This is a genomic window from Shewanella sp. SR43-4 (assembly GCF_014163845.1).
Taxonomy (GTDB): domain Bacteria; phylum Pseudomonadota; class Gammaproteobacteria; order Enterobacterales; family Shewanellaceae; genus Shewanella; species Shewanella vesiculosa.
Genome location: NZ_JACJEB010000022.1, coordinates 14,449 through 35,849 on the forward strand (window position 1 = coordinate 14,449; position 21,401 = coordinate 35,849).

Consider the following 21,401-nt stretch of genomic DNA (forward strand, 5'->3'; position numbering starts at 1 on the left):
AAATGGCTGATTTAAAGGAAGTTTTGGTTCCTAATATCGATACTGATGCAGTGCAGGTTATTGAAATTTGTGCCGCAGTGGGTGATTTTCTTGAAAAAGAAGCATCAATCATTACAGTTGAAAGCGATAAGGCAACCATGGACATTCCAGCACCTTTTGCTGGTACCTTGGCAGAGTTAAAAATTGCTGTCGGTGATACCGTGTCTGAAGGCACGTTAATCGCGATGATGAGCGCAGCCGATGCTGCGCCTGCTAAAGAAGAAGCCGCTGCGCCAGCGCCAAAAGCTGAAGCGCCAGTGGCTCAAGCTGCAGCACCTGCACCAGTGACGCCAGTTGCTGCGTCAAGTACTGGCAGTGCAGAAGTGATTGAAGTTAACGTACCTGATATTGGTGGCGACACAGATGTGTCTGTTATCGAAGTATTAGTTGCTGTTGGCGATAGCATTGATGTTGATACTGGGTTGATTACCTTAGAAACTGATAAAGCCACCATGGACGTACCTTCGCCAAAAGCGGGTGTAGTTAAAGAGATTAAAGTGGCCGTTGGTGACAAAGTGTCTGAAGGTTCATTGGTGATTATGTTAGAAGTTGCTGGCTCTGCTTCTGCAGCCGCACCTTCTGCACCGGCACCACAAGCAGCTGCACCAGTTGAGCAAGCGGCTCCAGCACAAGCGGCAACTTCTGCTACGACAACTCAGGTACAAGAAATTCATGTCCCTGACATTGGCGATGCTAGTGATGTGGATATTATTGAAGTGCTAGTGTCTGTGGGTGATGACATCACTGCTGATCAAGGCTTAATTACCCTTGAAACAGATAAAGCGACCATGGAAGTGCCTGCACCTTTTGCCGGTAAATTAGTGTCGTTAACCGTTAAAGTGGGCGATAAAGTATCTCAAGGTAGCTTAATTGCCACTATTGAAACGACTAGCTCAGCGCCAGCAGCACAAGCAGCTCCAGCTCCTGCTGAGTCTGCACCTGCCGCATCAGCGCCAGCACCCATGGCTGCAAGCCGCCCATCAACTCCACCTGTGCCACATCATCCGAGTGCAAGCGTGACAGCATCAACGGGAGTTGTGCATGCTTCACCTGCGGTACGTCGCTTAGCGCGTGAGTTTGGTGTTGATTTAACTAAGGTGTCTGGTACTGGCCGTAAAGCGCGTATTTTGAAAGAAGACGTGCAAGCGTTTGTGAAATACGAGTTGTCACGCCCTAAAGCTACAGCATCAACATCTGTTTCGGGTGGTGCTGGTGGCTTAAACGTGATTGCTGCGCCTAAGGTTGATTTCAGTAAGTTTGGTGAAGTGGAAGAAATACCACTAAGCCGTATCCAGAAAATCTCTGGTCCTAACTTACATCGCAATTGGGTTACGATTCCACATGTTACTCAGTTTGATGAAGCTGATATCACTGAGATGGAAGCATTCCGTAAGCAACAGAATGACCTTGCTGCGAAGAAAAAAGCTGATTACAAGATCACGCCATTAGTGTTCATGATGAAAGCGGTTGCCAAAGCATTAGCAGAGTTCCCAGTGTTTAACTCAAGCTTAAGCAGTGATGGTGAGTCACTTATTCAGAAGAAATACTTCCACATTGGTGTTGCCGTTGATACTCCGAACGGCTTAATGGTTCCTGTGGTTCGTGATGTTGATAAGAAAGGCATTGTTGAATTGTCGCGCGAATTAACCGACATTTCTATCCGTGCGCGTGACGGCAAGTTGAAGTCTGCTGATATGCAAGGTAGCTGTTTTACCATTTCAAGTTTAGGTGGCATTGGCGGTACGGCATTTACGCCGATTGTTAACTACCCAGACGTGGCCATTTTAGGTGTATCAAAATCTGAAATTAAACCAAAGTGGAATGGAAAAGAGTTTGAACCTAAATTAATGTTGCCTTTATCGCTTTCATACGACCATCGTGTTATTGATGGTGCTATGGCTGCACGCTTTAGTGTCACCTTGTCTGCGATACTTTCAGACATTCGTACATTGATTTTATAAGCATAAAGGTCGCTCATATGAGCGACCTTTTTATTGTGATCGGTTTCAAACAAATTGATTTGAGTATAAAATGCGCCCATCCCAATTTTTTAGTTCGCAATTGAAAGGAAATTGGACGTGAAACGTAAGTTTCAAGCTGGCGACATCGACATTTGGGCCGATCCGTCTTTCACACGGAATGAACAAGATTAGAGGAAATCATGAGTAACGAAATCAAAACTCAAGTAGTCGTACTAGGAGCAGGCCCAGCAGGTTATTCTGCGGCGTTTCGTGCTGCTGACTTAGGCTTAGACACCATAATTGTTGAGCGTTTCAGTACCCTTGGTGGTGTGTGTCTAAACGTTGGTTGTATTCCTTCAAAAGCACTATTGCACGTAGCAAAAGTCATTGAAGAAGCCAAAATTGTTGCTGACCATGGTGTGGTTTTTGGTGAGCCAAAGATTGATTTAGACAAATTACGTAGCTTTAAAAATAAAGTCATTAGCCAATTAACCGGCGGTTTAGGCGGAATGTCTAAAATGCGTAAAGTTGATGTGGTTAATGGTTTTGGTAAATTTACCGGCCCTAACAGCTTAGAAGTGACTGCTGAAGATGGCACTGTGACTGTTGTTCAGTTCGAACAAGCCATTATTGCAGCAGGTTCACGTCCAATTAAATTACCGTTTATTCCACATGAAGACCCACGTATTTGGGACTCAACTGACGCACTTGAACTGAAAGAAGTGCCTGGTAAGTTGCTTGTTATGGGTGGTGGTATTATTGGTCTAGAAATGGGTACTGTGTATTCATCTTTAGGCAGCGAAATTGACGTGGTTGAAATGTTCGATCAAGTTATTCCTGCTGCAGATAAAGACGTAGTTCGCGTTTTCACTAAGCAAATTAAGAAGAAGTTTAACCTTATTCTTGAAACTAAAGTGACCGCAGTTGACGCGAAAGATGATGGTATCTACGTGACAATGGAAGGTAAGAATGCGCCGACAGAACCTGTACGTTACGATGCTGTTTTAGTCGCAATTGGTCGTTCACCTAATGGTAAGTCTTTAGCTGCTGAAAAAGCAGGTGTGAATGTTGATGAACGTGGCTTTATTAACGTTGATAAGCAGTTACGTACTAACGTACCGCATATTTACGCTATCGGCGATATCGTTGGTCAACCTATGTTGGCTCATAAAGGTGTGCATGAAGGTCATGTTGCTGCGGAAGTGATTTCGGGCATGAAGCACTACTTCGATCCTAAAGTGATCCCATCAATTGCTTATACTAATCCTGAAGTAGCATGGGTCGGTCTAACTGAGAAAGAAGCGAAAGAGCAAGGTATTGCTTACGAAACTGCGACTTTCCCTTGGGCTGCAAGTGGCCGTGCAATCGCTTCAGATTGCAGTGAAGGTATGACTAAGCTAATTTTCGACAAAGAGACTCATCGCGTGATCGGTGGTGCTATTGTTGGATCTAACGGCGGTGAATTATTAGGTGAAATTGGCCTAGCAATTGAAATGGGTTGTGATGCTGAAGATATCGCATTAACGATTCATGCTCACCCAACATTGCATGAGTCTGTAGGCTTAGCAGCTGAAATGTATGAAGGTTCAATTACTGACTTACCTAACCCTAAAGCGGTTAAGAAAAAGAAGTAATCTAAGCTGATACTGAACAGCATAAGGCACTCCTCTTTAGGGGTGCTTTTTTTTACCTGTAATTTGATTTTTTAAGCTAGCATTAGCGGAGCATATTACTTTTTTTAAACATATAATTATAAAAAAGTAATATTGTTTATAAAGCGTTGTCAAAATGTGTTAAAAATAATGCATAGATGTACATGTCATTATTTCCTCTCAATGTAGAAAGTTATACTGTTTCTTTTATCTACAGCGTGACTAAACAAGAATATCAGTTTGTATCGGTTTAGGAGACGCTATAACGATGAGTATCAATATTATCTTTTTGAGGTATAGGCTTAATTTATGATCAGAGCGGTAATTTTTGGGGCTGTTAGTCTGATTCTGTGTTCGTTAGCCGCTGCGCCTGTGAATGCCGCAGATATTGTTCAGCGAGTCTTTAATGCGCAAGATGGTTTAGCTAATGCCACGATTCAAGATATTAGCTTTGACCATTATGGATTTGTTTGGCTGGCGACTCAGCAAGGTCTGTACCGGGTGAGTAACAGTAAAGTTAGACGCATCGATAAAGTCGGTTTTGATTCAGTTCTGGATGACGAGTTCATTTCTACTGTGGTTAACTCTGGTCAAGATCATTTACTGGTTGGCACTAATTCCTCGTTATATTTATACAGTATTTTAGATAATCACTTTAGTTTGATCCTTAGACCTGAAGATAATGATGCAACCAATATCAATAACAGTATTCACGTAGCGGCCACTCAGCGTCAGCTTGATGGGCGCTTACTCATATTGGCCTTTTCAGGGCAGGTTTATTATTTTGATGACATCACTCAGCAGCTTTCCTTATCCCCAAGCCATACATTAGATCGCAATTTGCCTTGGCGAAATGCGCTTGAGTTACATAATACTAATTATTTGTTTTCGACTAATCATGAGGTACAGCTTCATCATGCCGATGGGACTTTTATTGGGCAATTTCCATGGTCTGATAAAAATGGCACCATTAATAAGTTGTTTCAAGATAAACAACAACGAGTATGGATGTTGACATCAAAAGGAGTCTTTAAGCTTAATATTGAATCGCTTACAGTACAGGCTGTAGCAGAGATCCCTTATTATGTTGAGCAAATGGAGCAAGATCTTAACGGTGATTTATGGATTTCAAGTCGAGCGGGATTGATTTTTTGGAGTCAAGAAAACAATAAGTTAATTATATACCGTGACGAACTTAAGCAACGTGCAAATATTGATTACATCCATGATATGGCAGTCGATGCCGATGGTTTGTTATGGATTGGTGGCTCTGGAGATGGGCTTGCGGTCATTGCCGGTAAGCCTAGTTTTTTAATTGATGATTATTCTAAAAAGCCGCCTTATCAGCTTGATAATGAAATGGTGTGGTCGATATACAGTGAGGGTGACACTGTCTGGTTAGGTACTGATGGTGGTTTGTCAGTAGTGAATACCCATGACCAAACATCAATTATGCTCATTCCTAAGGGTTTTGAACTTAATGACAGTATTTATAAAATTAGTTCCCTGGATGAGCAGCACCTTGTTTTAGCGACGACCAGCGGCTTATATGTGGTCAATAAATTAACTAATATTAGTTCTCGCTTTGCTGATTGGAGTGGTGGCAAAACGTCGCTGGTTGATCGCGTAATCATTAATATTTATCGTGATAAATTGTTTAGTGATGTCATTTGGTTTGCGACTACGAAAGGCTTGTATTATTGGCAAGATGGTAAGGATGAGCTGACGCTACAAGAGATCAATGACGGTCAGCAGTCACTGACTAATGCTCGCTATAGTGCCCTATTAAGAGATACTGAACATCATCTATGGTTAGCTGGAAATAAACATTTTGGCTATTTAACCACAGAGGGTGAATATGTTTCTAAATTAAATCTATTTGCCAATTTTACTATTCTTCCAACGATTACCAGTGTTATGCAAGTGGCGCCAAGTGTGCTCTGGTTTGGTTCATCCCAACAAGGTATTTATCAATACAATACGCAAACTAATAAGATAATCTCACTGGATCAACAGTGGAAAATAGATTGTAAAGTGGTGTACTTTTTACAGGATACTGCAACCGATCATATTGTTGGCTGTGCCAGTGCCATTATTAAAATAAATAAGGCGACAGGTAAAGTCAGTTCGTTTAGTCATAAAGACGGTTTTATTTCCGATGAATTTAATGAGTCGGCAAAATTTTATGATCCTGCTAAAGGCTTTTTTGTCGGTACCCCTGATGGCGCTATGCTCATCGATCTTGATAAGTTAGCGCCGCGAACGGTCAATGATAAGGCGATACTTGAATCTGTATCTGTATTTTATGACGATAAAACAGCGGTTTATCTTATTCCAAGCCAGTTATCGCAAGTTGAACCAGGTGCGAGCCTAATTAGCTTCCAAATAGCCATACTGGATTACCTTGATGATAAACCCATGACCATCCAATATCGTTTGGTTGAGAATGGCTCCGATGCGGGAAATTATGTGTTACTGGAAGGGCAGTCACAAATTAATATTACCGGTTTAAGTGCTGGGGAATATGTGCTTGAACTCTTGTATAAAAAAAATGGTGTGTGGACGAATGAGCCATTTCAATATCGATTTACGGTAAAGCAGTTTTGGTGGCGATCACAACAATTTAAAGGTGCATTAATACTGATCATATTGCTAACTGGATTGGCCATATTGATCTTTAGGCAGCGACAGGTTAGCCGCTTTAAACAAATGAATACTGCATTACTGCAAAGTGATGATCGCTTACGCCAGGCTCTAAAAGGTAGCGATTCAGATTTATGGCAATGGCATGAGCATACTCGAATGTTTTCATTAGACAATCGCGGTGGTGTACTGGGACCTGAGCCTCATATCGACATAAAGCTAGAAGACATTCCCATTCATCAAGATGATATTGAGCAGATTTCCAAAGCCTGGAATGAGTTGATCACATGTGCAACAGACGTGATTGACATAGAGTATCGCTATCACAATCAATATGATCAGCAATGGCATTGGCTGCGAATTAAAGGTCGTGCCACTGATGTCGATCACAGTGGTGGAAAGTTAATACATGTTGCTGGTATGTATACCGATATTACCCAGCAAAGAGCGCTTGAAAGTGAGGTCAATTTATTAGCTCAAGCGTTTGAAAATACCTCAGAGGGTATGCTGATCTTAGATATCGATAAGCACATCAAAATTAGCAATGCTGCGGCCAATTTAATTCTCGCAGCTCAAAAGAGCGATTTAGTCGGAAAACCGTTTGCCAAATTAGTGTTTGAGACGCTAGAACCTTTCGACATGGATGATGTGTTTGATAAGGAGGGCTTTTGGACTGGAGAGTGCGAGTTTAATTGTAACGATGGTAGCCGATGTCCGGTATGGATAAATATCTCGACTATGTTCAACGTGAGCGGCTCTGCATTACATTATGTGGTGGTATTTTCAGATATCACTGAGCGCAAACATAACGAACTCCATCTGCGCCGTTTAGCCAACAATGACATGTTAACTGGCTTAGCGAATCGGGCGATGTTTTCACGCCGTCTGGGACAAGTCATAGAAACAGCAAAGCAGCACCATGAAAACTTAGCACTGTTGTTTTTAGATTTGGACAGATTTAAACATGTGAATGACTCTTATGGCCACAGTATGGGTGATGCCTTATTGGTTGAAGCCGCAAGTCGGTTACAGTCTTGCTTGTCTGAAGAACATTTGTTGTGTCGTTTTGGTGGCGATGAATTTGTTATCTTGCTGCGTGATGCCAAAGACGTCGATACCATCAACCACATAGCCAAACAACTGTTACAACAAATAGAAATGCCATTTAAATTATATGGTCGGGAATTTTTCATTTCGACTAGCATAGGCATCAGTATGTGGTCTGATGATGACCAAACTCCCGAAACCTTGATTAAAAATGCTGATTTAGCCATGTATCACGCTAAAGAAGAGGGGCGAGGTAATTTTCAATATTATTCCGCTGAGCGAAATGCTGAAGCCTTATACCATTTACGCTTAGAAGCTGATTTACACCAAGCGATACTTTGCAATGAGTTTGAGCTGTATTATCAGCCGCAGATTGATGTGAATAAGCATAATAGTATTGTCGGCGTTGAAGCCTTGATCCGTTGGAAACACCCAAAAGATGGCATGATCCGGCCCGATGTGTTTATTGGGATAGCCGAATCTTGTGGCCTCATAGTGGAAATTGATCGCTGGGTGCTCACTCAAGCTTGTCTCGACGGCGCGAGTTGGCATCAGCAGTACCAAAGTAAAATAAAAGTGTCGGTTAACGTGTCGGCAATGCATTTTAGGCAGCCAGACTTTATCGACTTTTTAACCGCGACATTACATAAAACTGGCATGCCTGCAAAATATTTGTCGGTAGAAATTACTGAAGGTGTATTGATGAAAGAAGTCGATATTGCCAGCCAACATTTACTCGCGTTAAAGCAGTTAGGCATTGATGTTGCGATCGATGATTTTGGCACCGGTTATTCTTCGCTCGCGTATTTGCGTTCATTCCAAGTCAATATTCTGAAAATTGATCGCTCATTTTTAATCCATATTGACACCCATCAAGCTGACCAAGCTATTGTAAGCAGTGTGATTGAATTAGCACGAAATCTCTCGCTTGAAGTCATTGCTGAAGGTGTTGAAACCGCTGAGCAACTTGCACAAGTTGTCCAACGAGGCTGCCATATTATTCAGGGCTATTATTTTGCCAAGCCGATGCCCAAAGCTGATCTTGAACAAGATATTAAGCAACAAATGAGCATTGAGCACTAATGGGTTCTCTGTGATACCACTATCATTCTATAGCGGCTATCCATTTGTATGGCTATTGGTTAAATGTTGTTAGAATGCGTTGTTTTTACTTACTTTCGGAATGATTTATGCAATCAACCTTACGCCTTAACTTATTAATATGGTTTTTGGCTAGCAGTATGTGCCTTTGCCTGGCGGTGCAACCTGCCTATGCAGCAAAAAAAGCGCCTAAAGAAAGGCCCACAATTGGCTTAGTGCTCAGTGGTGGCGGAGCCAAGGGCGCTGCACATATTGGTGTATTGAAAGTACTTGAAAAATATCATATTCCTGTTGATTACATTGCGGGTACCAGTATTGGTGCCTATGTTGCTGGCATGTATGCATTAGGCTATAACGCCGACCAAATTGAAAAAATTATGCTCAGTGGAGAATGGTCTAAAGGCTACTCAGACACTATTCCGCGCGATAAATTAAGCTACCGTGATAAACAGCAACGTGATCAGTTTAATATTCCACTCACAGTGGGCTATAACAATAACAGTTTAACTTCTCCTAGTGGTTTGTTACGTGGCCAAAGTATGTCGCAATTATTGCGCCACTCGACGGGTTTAGTTGAGCAGTTTGGTGATTTTGATGAACTCGCTATTCCCTATCGAGCAGTGGCGACGGATTTAGCCACCAGTGAAGCCGTAGTGTTATCTAGCGGCAGTGTTGTGCAAGCAATGCAAGCATCGGCAACGGTACCTGGTGCATTGCAACCAGCATTGATTAATGGCCGCTTACTGGTTGATGGTGGCATTGCCAATAATATGCCGATTGATGTGGTCAAAGCCATGGGCGCAGACATCATCATTGCTGTTGATATCGGTTCGCCATTAACTAAGCAAGAAAACTTAGACAGCACCATTGCTGTATTAGAGCAGCTATCAACTATGTTGACTCAAGCTAGCACTGCGCGGCAAAAAACCTTGCTGACATCGAGCGATATCTTAATTCGTCCTGCCATTGATAATTTAAGCACCACTGATTTTTCAATTATGCCATTGGCACTTAAATTAGGTGAAGATGCCGCTAAGTTAGAATTAGTAAAGTTACAACCTCTTGGCATTAGTGAACAAGATTACTTAGCCTATCAAGCAAGTAAATTACAACAAAGTTTACTGTGGAACGACCCGCTTAAAAAACCTATTTATAAAATTGCTTTTGATAATCAATCAAAAGTCAGCGAGAAATTACTGCGTGAGCGTTTAGGGATCACTGAAGGTATTATTCTGAGTAAAGAGGAACTCGATTCTGCTCTAAATCGGGTGTACTCACTGAATAAATTTGAGCGTGTTGATGCTGAGTTTGAAGATGTTGATCAAGGGCGAATACTGACCATTACCACTAAGGCCAAATCATGGGGACCAAACTATTTTCAAGCGGGATTTAATTGGGAAGATGATTTCACCTTAGATTCGGCGATTACCTTAAGTTTGGCGTATACCATGACTGACTTAACTGAAAATGGTGGTGAGTGGCGTAACGAATTAGAACTTGGCTTTAAAAAGCGCGTGGCGACTGAGTTTTATCAACCCTTAGATCGTGATCAAACATTTTACAGCTTAGCGAGATTTCAATATGAAATGAAAAACTGGGATCTGTACGATCAAGATATCCGTTATTTTCAACTCGAGAATAAAGTCGCACAAATTGTATTAGGTATCGGTTATAACTTTAATTCTGATGGCATTATGGAATTTGGTGTTATCGCCGAAGATGGCCGTGTTACCAGTGAATTTGGCTTGGTTGATTCAATTAATTTCCATTCAACCGGCGGCTATTTTAAAGTTGCCTACGATAATCTCAACAGCATTAGTTTCCCAACAGAAGGCAATAGACTGACTTTTACCAGCTATTTAAGAGATGAGTCATATAAAGGCTTAAGTAATGTCAGTAATACTGACAGCGATGATTTAGCCTGGCAATTTGAGGCCGATTGGAAAGGCGCATTAAAGCTCGGTAATCATGCCATTGTGGGTAAAATGGAATTGGCAACCACCCAGAATGATGGCGACTTTACTTTGCATGTTGCCGATTTAGGAGGTTTCTTAAACTTATCTGGTTTCCGCAAAGATACCTTGGTCGGCGCCCATAAAGTCTTTGGTGCTGTGATTTACCAGTACGATCTTGGCCGCGATGTGCTGATCACCGATTTGCCTTTGTACTTAGGCACTAGCCTTGAAGCTGGTAATGCATGGTTTAATCGCGATGATGTCGATTTAGGTGATTTGATTTTCGGTAGTAGTTTATATTTAGGTACTGATACCGATTGGGGACCCGCGGCATTAGGTTTTGGATTTAATGACAGCGGCCAGTCTGCATTTTATTTATTTGTCGGCAAAAACTTTTAAGCAGTTATTATTCAATCTAAGCCAAAAACTTAGAGGCTAGAGCGCTGCGCTGCTAGATGCTATACAAGCTAACAGCCTAGAAGCTAGAACCTAGCAGGACGCAGTCCGCTCTAGTAGCGCAGCGATCTAGACCCTAGCAGGACGTAGTCCGCTCTAGCAGCGCAGCGACCTAGAATCTAGCAGGACGCAGTCTGCTCTAGCAGCGCAGCGATCTAGAACCTAGCAGGACGTAGTCCGCTCTAGTAGCGCAGCGATCTAGACCCTAGCAGGACGTAGTCCGCTCTAGCAGCGCAGCGACCTAGAATCTAGCAGGACGTAGTCCGCCCTAGTAGCGCAGCGACCTAGACCCTAGCAGGACGCAGTCCGCTCTAGTAGCGCAGCGACCTATAACCTAGCAGGACGCAGTCCGCTCTAGCAGCGCAGCGACCTTGTTAAGCAATGCGGGTAATAATCCTGCGTGCGCCAATTGATGATGCGCAATAACCCATTTGGTTTGTGTCGCGGTGTGAGGCGCAGGAATTGCCACTGTTTGCATGCTGGCAGCACGGGCAGCAATTAAGCCATTAAATGAATCTTCAATCGCAATACATTGGCTTGGTGCTATGTCCAAGCCTTTAGCACAATTCAAATATACCTCGGGATGAGGCTTGCCATAGTCTAAATTTTCAGCAGACTCTATAGCATCAAAATAATGACTTATAGCGAGTTTATGCAGCACTGCTTCGATAATTAATGACGATGAAGAGGTGGCTAAACCTATTTTAAGCCCTAAACGTTTGCACGCCTCTAGCGACTCAATCACACCTAACATGGGTTGACCATGTGCGTTTATTTGGCTTACTACTTCATTAACTATGGTATTCGCCGTCGCTGTATTGTCGTAATTTGGCCATGGAAAACGTTGGTGCCAATAGCTAACAACATGATCAATGCGCAAGCCTGTGGTTTGCTCCACGTCTTCAAGGCTGAGGTTAAGCCCAAAACTATTCAGCACAGTTTGCTCAGCTAACTGCCAAGCGGGTTCGGAATCAATTAAAATTCCATCCATATCAAAAATAACGGCTTTTATTTGGGTAGACACAATTCAGACTCCATAAACAGCATAACCTTAAGCGCTAATTATTGCTTTGATGCTGTTATGGCGCAATCAAAATAGACTTTTTAAAAAATATTTCATTTAAAAAACAAGATATCTTTTTGTATATAGTTTAATCAGCGGGTACCGCATAAGCTAATGTATTTAAATATTTTTTTAGCTGTTTCAAACTATTGTCTAATTTTAATTTATTGAACTTGGGTTTAAATTGATTTTTAGGTTGATAAATCGCATTGATTTCATACCTCTGGTAGTGTGAGCTGATTCATACTTTTATAAAGCTGTAGTATACTGGTGGTCGGATTTCAAGCCCGAACCAGTGGAATTATCAGCGTAATCATAATGACGCTGAGTTTCGCCGTTAGGCGTCAAACAAAGAGGAATGTTGCCGTGCTAGAAGCATATCGTAAACACGTCGCAGAACGTGCTGCAGAGGGTGTAGTCCCTAAGCCATTAGATGCACAACAAGTGGCTGAACTGGTTAAGTTAATTGAAACACCTCCAGCAGGTGAAGAGGCATTCGTCCTCGACTTGCTCGAAAATCGTATTCCACCAGGAGTAGATGAAGCCGCTTATGTTAAAGCCGCTTTCCTTGATGCAGTCGCTAAAGGCACTGTGTCATCTCCTATTTTAAGCGCAGAACACGCTGTTAAACTGCTTGGCACTATGCAAGGCGGTTACAACATTGAGCCGTTAATTGACCAACTAGATAATGCAGCATTAGCACCTCTATCGGTTACCGCACTTTCAAATACATTGTTGATGTTTGATTCATACCACGATGTTGTTGAAAAAATGCAAGCGGGTAATGATTTTGCTAAGCAGGTTGTTGAGGCTTGGGCTAATGCAGATTGGTTCTTAAACCGTCCAAAAATGGCTGACAAAGTTACCTTAACAGTGTTTAAAGTGTCTGGTGAAACCAACACTGATGATTTGTCTCCTGCGCCAGATGCATGGTCTCGTCCAGATATTCCACTACACGCATTAGCAATGCTAAAAAATGCCCGTGACGGTATTGTGCCTGATCAATCAGGTGTAGTGGGTCCAATCAAAGAAATCGAAGCGTTAAAAGGTAAAGGTCATCCTTTAGTTTACGTTGGTGATGTGGTTGGTACGGGTTCTTCACGTAAATCTGCCACTAACTCAGTGTTATGGTTTATGGGTGATGATATTCCTTATGTGCCTAACAAGCGTGCTGGTGGCTTCTGTTTAGGTAACAAAATTGCGCCAATTTTCTTCAACACCATGGAAGATGCGGGTGCATTACCGATCGAACTAAACGTTGATCAAATGGATACTGGTGATGTGATCGATATCTACCCTTATGAAGGTGTAGTTAAGCGTCACGGCACTGATGAAGTTATCTCTACATTTGAGCTTAAAACCGAAGTATTGTTAGATGAAGTTCGTGCTGGTGGTCGTATTCCGTTGATCATTGGTCGTGGCCTTACTGACCGTGCGCGTGAAACCTTAGGACTTGAAGCATCAAAAGTGTTTGTTCGTCCACAAGACATCGCCGCTTCTAACAATGGCTATACTTTAGCTCAGAAAATGGTTGGTAAAGCATGTGGCGTATCAGGCGTTCGTCCTGGCCAATACTGCGAACCTAAGATGACCTCTGTCGGTTCACAAGACACTACCGGTCCTATGACACGTGATGAGTTAAAAGACTTAGCATGTTTAGGCTTTAGTGCTGATTTAACCATGCAGTCATTCTGTCACACTGCCGCTTATCCAAAGCCAGTTGATGTTACCACTCACCACACACTTCCAGATTTCATTATGAACCGTGGTGGTGTTGCTTTACGTCCAGGTGACGGGGTTATTCACTCTTGGTTAAACCGTATGTTGTTACCCGATACCGTAGGTACTGGTGGTGATTCACATACTCGTTTCCCTATTGGTATTTCGTTCCCAGCAGGTTCTGGTCTAGTAGCATTTGCTGCAGCAACAGGTGTTATGCCTCTTGATATGCCTGAATCAGTGCTAGTGCGCTTTAAAGGCGAAATGCAACCTGGTATTACCTTACGTGATTTAGTTCATGCTATCCCACTAAAAGCAATTGAAATGGGTCTGCTAACGGTTGAGAAGAAAGGCAAAATTAACGCTTTCTCTGGCCGCGTATTAGAAATTGAAGGTCTTGAAAAACTTAAAGTTGAACAAGCATTTGAATTATCTGATGCATCTGCTGAGCGTTCAGCGGCAGGTTGTAGCATTAAGCTAGACAAAGAGCCAATCATTGAATATCTAACCTCTAACATCGTAATGTTAAAGTGGATGATTGCAGAAGGTTATGGCGATCGTCGTACGATTGAACGTCGTATTACTGCGATGCAAGAATGGATTGCTAACCCACAGTTGATGGAAGCAGATAAAGATGCAGAATATGCTGAAATTATCGAAATCAACCTAAACGACATCAAAGAGCCAATCCTTTGTGCACCAAACGATCCTGATGATGCAGTATTATTATCAAGCGTTGCACAAACTAAGATTGACGAAGTGTTTGTGGGTTCTTGTATGACTAACATCGGTCACTTCCGTGCTACCGGTAAGATGTTAGAAAAGTTTGCTACCACGCTACCAACTCGTTTATGGATTGCACCACCGACTAAGATGGACCGCGATCAATTAACGGAAGAAGGTTACTACTCAATCTTCGGTCGTGTTGGTGCTCGCATCGAGATCCCTGGTTGTTCTCTATGCATGGGTAACCAAGCACGTGTTGCAGAAGGTGCGACTGTAGTATCAACGTCTACACGTAACTTCCCTAACCGTTTAGGTACTGGCGCAAACGTTTACTTAGCATCAGCTGAGTTAGCCGCAGTAGCAGCATTGTTGGGTCGTTTACCTTCAGTTGAAGAGTATCAAGAATACGCCAAAGAATTAGATGCAACAGCAGCTGATACTTACCGTTACTTGAACTTCGACCAAATCGATTCTTACACTAAGAAAGCCGACAGCGTGATTTTCCAAGCCGCAGTTTAAGCTTAAACTAGTTAACAATTGATCAAAAATGCCAGCAGAAATGCTGGCATTTTTATTTGGATGGCAGAATTTTTTTTATTATTGAATAGACTTATACCATTAGACATCTAGTAAAAGTAATACTGATTAATATTGGGAATTATTTTCAATATTTAAAGCAAACTCTGTGAGTTTAATACTAAAGTGAATTACAATTTTATGGACTATTTTTAAGTAATTATTTTACTTACTTATTTCGTTACACAAGTTAACATTAAAGCCTCTTCAAACGACTTATTAATTACATTAATATCAGTTCAAAACTTCATTTTAACTAATTGCCTGCCGCAGGCTATCGTGCAGATAATCCAGCGAGACGCCGCAAGCACTTCCATGTGGGCTTAACCAAAACATCCATGTTTTGGATACTCGCTGACTCATCTACACCTGTAATTTTTATCTCTTCGATTTACCTCTATTTGTGACGATGGCTAAAAAGCAAAAGCAAAAGCAAAGGGCTGTATCCCCGATAAAAGATCTCGGGGATGACGGTTTGAGTGTGGTGATTCAATTCACCTAAATAAAGCGGACTTTATTACAAATAACGTTAAATCGAAGAGATGGAATATCGGGTGTAAGCGCGGCTGTGACCGTCCATGACATGGACGTCATGGCCGAGTTTACAGGGATGTACTTGTAACGTGTCACAGAAGTGCTTGCACTAAGGCCTGCGGCAGGCAATTGATAACAGTCATGGTATGAACTACAGCAAGTTTTCCAATACGAAAGATAAATGGATATTAGTCGCTGACTTATCTGCACCTGTAATTATGCTCTCTTCGATTTAGCTCTATTTGTGACTATGGCTAAAAAGCAAAAAGCTGGATCCCCGATAAAAGATCTCGGGGATGACGGTTTGAAGGTTTAATTATTAACTCGGACGAGATGATTTTTATCCCCTATGAGGCTAAATCGAAGAGATGGAATATCGGGTGTAAGCGCGGCTGTGACCGTCCATGACATGGACGTCATGGCCGAGCTTACAGGGATTTTTTGTATATAAAAAGCGCGGCGTACCACAGAAGTGCTTGCACTAAGGCCCGCGGCAGGCAATTGATAACAGTCATGGTATTAATTAAAACAAGCTTTCCAATACCAAAAGGTAAGGGTTCGTTTGTTTTCGGGTAAACATTATCAAGGATGTACATTGCAAGGTGTTGCAGAAGTGTTTGCGCTAAACGTCACTCGCACACATCGATAACTTGGTATGTGTTATCACCCAATGTGAAACCTTGTGATGTTGGTCTGGTGTGGGCGAAGCGCAACGACGTTAGTGGCCGCAGGCCATATCTTAAAAAAGTTTTTGGCCAGTGCAAGGTGGAACCTTGCGATGTTAATTCAAACGAAGTTTGAAAAAGCTGGTGTGGTCGTAGGCCATTGTTAAAACAAAGTCTATGAATACTTAATATTCATCGAAATCAGAGGTTCACGTGAGCCATTCTCTGCCCGCAATCTGGCAAGATATTGCTGCCATAGCTCAGTTTGATTACTGCATAAGTTATGCAGTACCTGCCAAGAATATAAGCCGGTATCGTGGCCATCATCAAAGATGATTTTAACTGCATAATGACCAACTGGTTCGAGCGCTTTGATATTAACGGCTTTCTTATGGGTAACCAATATTGGATTACCATGACGCTGCACTTCTGCAGACGGCGAGAATACCCGTAACATTTCACAGCTGATATTGTAGGTTTGGCCGTTATCGAATGTCACTTCGAGTAACTTAGATTGGCGCTTAAGTTTAATGCCAGTGACAGTCGGCGTTGATTGGGTCATGGGAATACCTATAAAAAAAGGATTAACGCTAAATCGCAGATTATCATCATACGCGACTTTGCTGTTAATCCTATTGTTGAAAAGTGCATTCGTGATGTTTATTCATATAGAAAAGGTCACGAGCCTCCCATCAGTCATAATCAAATGGGAGGACGCTTGATTCAAATAATGATTATAAAATGAAGCGACTTAAGTCTTCATCTTGTACCAAGGTATCAAGATGGTCATTGACATAGTCAGCATCAATTACAAAGGTGGAACCTGATTTTTCAGAAGCATCATAGGAGATATCTTCCATCAGCTTTTCCATCACAGTATGTAAACGGCGAGCACCAATATTTTCAGTACGCTCGTTCACTTGCCATGCGGCTTCAGCAATACGTTCAATACCGGACTCAGTAAACTCTATGGTGACACCTTCAGTGTTCATTAGGGCAATACTTTGCTCAGTAAGTGACGCAAATGGCTCGGTTAAAATACGTTTAAAGTCGGCGGCAGTTAGGGCATCTAACTCAACTCGAATCGGTAAACGGCCTTGAAGCTCTGGAATGAGATCAGAGGGTTTAGACATCTGGAATGCACCAGAGGCGATAAACAAAATATGGTCTGTTTTGACCATGCCGTGCTTAGTCGACACAGTACAACCTTCAACTAATGGCAGTAAGTCACGTTGCACACCTTCACGAGACACATCAGGGCCTGAGCTTTCGCCGCGTTTACAAATTTTGTCGATTTCGTCTAAAAACACAATGCCATTTTGCTCAACCAGCTCTATCGCTTGCTCTTTCAAGTCTTCTTGATTGACCAGCTTAGCGGCTTCATCTTCAACGAGCTGCTTGTAAGCATCTTTAATTTTAAGCTTTTTGCGCTTAGAGGTGCTTTGACCAAGATTTTGAAATAACCCCTGCAACTGGTTGGTCATTTCTTCCATGCCTGGCGGCGCCATAATCTCAACACCTACTTGAGGTGCCGCTATGTCGATTTCAATTTCTTTGTCGTCTAATAAGCCTTCACGCAGCTTTTTACGGAAAACCTGACGGGTGCTGGAGTCATCTTTTTTGTCGGTATCCCAGTCATCTTTCGGCTTAGGTAATAACGCATCTAAAATGCGTTCTTCGGCAAGCTCTTCGGCACGATAACGGCATTTTTTCATCTGCTGTTCGCGAGTCATTTTAACGGCAGAATCGGTCAAATCACGGATGATTTGTTCCACTTCTTTACCGACATAACCGACTTCAGTAAATTTTGTTGCTTCAACTTTGATGAACGGCGCGTTAGCCAATTTTGCTAATCGACGGGCAATTTCTGTTTTACCTACACCAGTTGGGCCGATCATTAAAATATTCTTTGGCGTGACTTCATGGCGCAATGCAGGCTCAAGCTGCATCCGGCGCCAGCGATTTCGCAGTGCAACGGCTACCGAGCGTTTGGCATTTTGTTGGCCAATAATGTGTGCATCTAGTTCGTGAACAATTTCACGTGGAGTCATTTCAGACATAACTGTTCCTTTATTAACGCTCGAATTAGTAGTCTAACTTTTCGATAGTTTTGAATTGGTTGGTGAATACACAAATGTCACCTGCAATTGTTAGTGATTTCTCTGCAATATCTTCTGCACTTAACTCGGTATTTTGCAGTAGTGCTAAGGCCGATGCATGGGCATAGTTGCCACCAGAACCGATAGCAATAAGATCGTACTCAGGTTGTACCACATCACCATTACCGGTAATAATGAGTGATTCTTGAGCATCGGCTACCACTAGCATAGCCTCGAGTTTACGTAGCATTTTGTCGGTGCGCCAATCTTTGGCTAATTCGACAGCAGACTTTAATAAATGGCCTTGATGCATTTCGAGCTTAGCTTCAAAGCGCTCAAAAAGAGTAAATGCATCGGCAGTACCGCCAGCAAAACCAGCTAGTACTTTATTGTGGTATAGGCGGCGCACTTTACGGGCATTGCCTTTCATCACGGTATTGCCTAGAGACACTTGGCCATCACCAGCGATGACGACTTGATTATTGCGGCGAACGGATACGATAGTAGTCACGGTAAATCCTCTTCCTAATACATCAACGGCTCATTAGGGTGAATGCAATTGTTGATTGTTAAAATGGATATGGGGCCAAAATGCTAAATATCAAGCGATGGTTAACAAAAAGCCCTGTTCGAATGAACAGGGCTAATATGAGATAAATGTTATCAGCAGACTTGTGGTGTTATTCCCATAACCAAATAATGCAGCCATTTAAACCTGCGCTTTGCATCTTATGCCGGTTATGTTCCGCCTCGCGTTTGTTTGGATAAGGCCCTAACACTACCCGATACCATATTCCGTTGGTGCCTTCACTACGACGAACCTGCGCTTCAGCACCTTGGAAGGCGATTCTGGCTTTCATTTCATTTGCTTGTGATTCTTGTCTAAACGATCCGCATTGCATTTGATAGATACCGCTTGAAACCACTCCAGACTGAGGCAAGTCAATTTCAACTTGCTTGTTTTCAAGCTCTTCCAGATAAGTCCATTCTTCTTGTGGCTTAGGTGGTAATGCATTTGGATCTTTCTTAACCACTTTTTTAGGTGCATCTGCGGCGACGGCCTGTACGGTTTTCTTTTTCGGTTGCTGAACCTGCTCACTTGTTACTGGTGAGTCAGAGCTACCATTAATCGACCATAAAAAGTAACCAAAGCCGCTCAATAATGTGAGTATCACAAACACAGCAAAATAAGGAAAAGAGCGTTTAGGTGCTTTTTTTCGTTGTGGCGCGCGGGCTTTTGCGCCCGCCCGAGGTTTGCGATTTGCGTAGTCACGACTCATGATTACATCCGCTCTAGGGTTTCAATGCCAAGTAGTGACAAGCCCGTTTTTAAGGTCTTTGCGGTTAATTGCGACAACAATAAACGGCTTTGTTTTTCGGCTTCTGTTTCGGCCGCCAGTACTGGACAAGCTTCATAAAAACTCGAAAATTCGCTAGCAAGCTCATAAAGATATCCACATAGTACATGTGGTAAGCCTTTGTCTGTCATGCGAGTTAATACTTCACCAAACTGGGCTAATTTAGTGCCTAAGTCTTTTTCTTTTTCATGTTCGAGCACAATCTTAGCTTGGCTAAGATCAATATCAGCCGCACGCTTGAAAATACCGGCAACACGTGTGTAGGCATATAATAGATAAGGTGCGGTATTGCCTTCAAAACTGAGCATTTGCTCAAAGCTGAAAATATAATCGCTGGTTCTGTTTTTAGATAGGTCTGCATACTTAACCGAGCTGATCCCAACCACGCGAGCAATTTCAGTAAGGGTCGCTTCATCCATATCTGGGTTTTTGCTACGAACAAGTTCAAGTGCTCGCACATCGGCTTCATCAAGTAAATCAACTAATTTAACTACACCACCAGAGCGAGTTTTAAAAGGGCGTCCATCAGCACCGTTCATGGTGCCAAAGCCTGTGTGCTCTAGTGACATTTCTGGGCGAACAAATTTAGCTAATTTGGCGAGACTAAACACTTGTTGAAAATGCAGTGCTTGGCGTAAGTCAACAAAGTACAACGCGCGATCGGCTTTTAGTACGTTTGAGCGATAACGCATGGCAGCAAGATCTGAAGTGGCATATAAATAGCCACCATCAGCTTTTTGGATGATAACAGGAAGAGGTTCACCCTCTTTGGTACGAAATGCTTCTTGGAACACCACTTTAGCGCCATTACTTTCGTCCAACAAACCTTGGGCATCAAGATCGCTAACCACTTGAGCAAGGTCGGCATTATAGGCGCTTTCGCCGTGCACATCGGCGCGGGTTAAGCTAACCCCTAAACGTTTATAAACATCATGGCAGTGGCTTAATGAAATATCGTTAAACTCGCGCCATAATTTATTACAGTATTCGTCACCAGATTGTAAAGCGACCACGAGTTGACGAGCACGAGTGGCAAATTCAGTCGACTCATCAAACCGGACTTTAGCTGCGCGATAAAAACTTTCTAAGTCAGACAATTCCATTTTGGCTTGTTCGCCATTGGCTGCGCGTAACTCTTCCATTAACGCCAGTAGCATACCAAACTGAGTTCCCCAATCGCCTACGTGGTTTTGACGGATCACCTTATGGCCTAAAAACTCAAGCGCGCGCACTACGCTGTCACCAATAATGGTTGAACGTAAGTGACCGACGTGCATTTCTTTGGCTAAGTTTGGCGAAGAATAATCAACCACGATCGTTTGCTTAGGCGGTAATATCACGCCTAGGTGGTCACTGTTTAGCGCTTGTTGTAGCTGATTAGCTAATGCATTGTCATCAATAAAGAAATTAATAAACCCTGGACCAGCAATTTCTACTTTGGCCACATAAGATGATGCAGGCAAAGTATCAATGATCAGCTGCGCTAACTCACGAGGGTTCTTTTTAGCTACTTTGGTTAGCATCATTGCCAGGTTAGTCGCTAAGTCACCATGACTTTTATCTTTAGTGCGATCGACCTGAATGCGGGCTTGAAAATCAGCCGGCACAATCCCTTGCTGTTTGAAGGATTCGATGGTTTGTTCTAGTAAAGATTCAATATGTGATTTCATGGGCTTTTGCTTGCACTAATTCGTTAAATGAATGACATGACGGAACCGCATATTTTAGCCGTTTATAGGGGGTGATTGCTATCTGCTTTAACGGAAATATTGGTTTTTTTATGTTGATTATGAACCTAAGTGAAGTT

Annotated in this window: 11 protein-coding genes; 5 read left to right on the forward strand and 6 right to left on the reverse strand. The window is 42.5% G+C overall.

Translation table 11 applies throughout. The annotated features are described in order from the left end of the window. Window positions 1–2 precede the first annotated feature (2 nt). The 4 genes from aceF (at window position 3) to H5123_RS18715 (ending at window position 10,797) form a co-directional block, all read left to right on the forward strand. Window positions 3–2,000, forward strand: coding sequence for a dihydrolipoyllysine-residue acetyltransferase (gene aceF / locus H5123_RS18700; protein WP_182698932.1), 1,998 nt, complete (start codon window positions 3–5; stop codon window positions 1,998–2,000). 200 nt (window positions 2,001–2,200) lie between these two features. Next, window positions 2,201–3,634, forward strand: coding sequence for a dihydrolipoyl dehydrogenase (gene lpdA, locus H5123_RS18705; protein WP_124015345.1), 1,434 nt, complete (start codon window positions 2,201–2,203; stop codon window positions 3,632–3,634). Window positions 3,635–3,961: 327 nt separating this feature from the next. Then, entirely contained in the window at window positions 3,962–8,425 is a 4,464-nt protein-coding gene (locus H5123_RS18710; RefSeq protein ID WP_182698933.1) for an EAL domain-containing protein, read from the forward strand. A 107-nt stretch (window positions 8,426–8,532) separates the two neighbouring features. After that, window positions 8,533–10,797, forward strand: coding sequence for a patatin-like phospholipase family protein (locus H5123_RS18715; protein WP_182698934.1), 2,265 nt, complete (start codon window positions 8,533–8,535; stop codon window positions 10,795–10,797). A gap of 391 nt (window positions 10,798–11,188) precedes the next feature. On the opposite strand, the gene hxpB is transcribed toward H5123_RS18715, so the two are convergent. Next, on the reverse strand, window positions 11,189–11,881 hold the full coding sequence (gene hxpB / locus H5123_RS18720) for a hexitol phosphatase HxpB (protein ID WP_310736153.1): 693 nt from the start codon (window positions 11,879–11,881) through the stop codon (window positions 11,189–11,191). A gap of 402 nt (window positions 11,882–12,283) precedes the next feature. On the opposite strand from hxpB, the gene acnB reads away from it, so the two are divergent. Then, window positions 12,284–14,881: a bifunctional aconitate hydratase 2/2-methylisocitrate dehydratase gene (gene acnB / locus H5123_RS18725; RefSeq protein ID WP_124015341.1), complete on the forward strand. Its 2,598-nt coding sequence runs from the start codon at window positions 12,284–12,286 to the stop codon at window positions 14,879–14,881. 1,431 nt (window positions 14,882–16,312) lie between these two features. Here the strand turns inward: acnB and H5123_RS18730 are convergent. The 5 genes from H5123_RS18730 to argS all read right to left on the reverse strand — a co-directional run bounded on the left by H5123_RS18730 (window position 16,313) and on the right by argS (window position 21,264). Further along, window positions 16,313–16,699 carry a gamma-butyrobetaine hydroxylase-like domain-containing protein gene (locus H5123_RS18730; RefSeq protein WP_124015340.1) on the reverse strand — a complete coding sequence of 129 codons (387 nt, stop codon included), beginning with the start codon at window positions 16,697–16,699 and terminating at the stop codon, window positions 16,313–16,315. A gap of 172 nt (window positions 16,700–16,871) precedes the next feature. Continuing rightward, a complete protein-coding gene (hslU, locus tag H5123_RS18735; protein WP_124015339.1) occupies window positions 16,872–18,197 on the reverse strand; it encodes an HslU--HslV peptidase ATPase subunit in 1,326 nt (441 codons plus the stop codon). A 25-nt stretch (window positions 18,198–18,222) separates the two neighbouring features. After that, on the reverse strand, window positions 18,223–18,747 hold the full coding sequence (hslV, locus tag H5123_RS18740; RefSeq protein ID WP_124015338.1) for an ATP-dependent protease subunit HslV: 525 nt from the start codon (window positions 18,745–18,747) through the stop codon (window positions 18,223–18,225). Window positions 18,748–18,916: 169 nt separating this feature from the next. Then, entirely contained in the window at window positions 18,917–19,516 is a 600-nt protein-coding gene (locus H5123_RS18745) for an SPOR domain-containing protein (RefSeq protein WP_182698936.1), read from the reverse strand. A gap of 2 nt (window positions 19,517–19,518) precedes the next feature. Further along, complete coding sequence (argS, locus tag H5123_RS18750) at window positions 19,519–21,264, reverse strand: arginine--tRNA ligase (protein WP_124015336.1); 1,746 nt, start codon at window positions 21,262–21,264, stop codon at window positions 19,519–19,521. Between the last annotated feature and the right edge of the window lie 137 nt (window positions 21,265–21,401).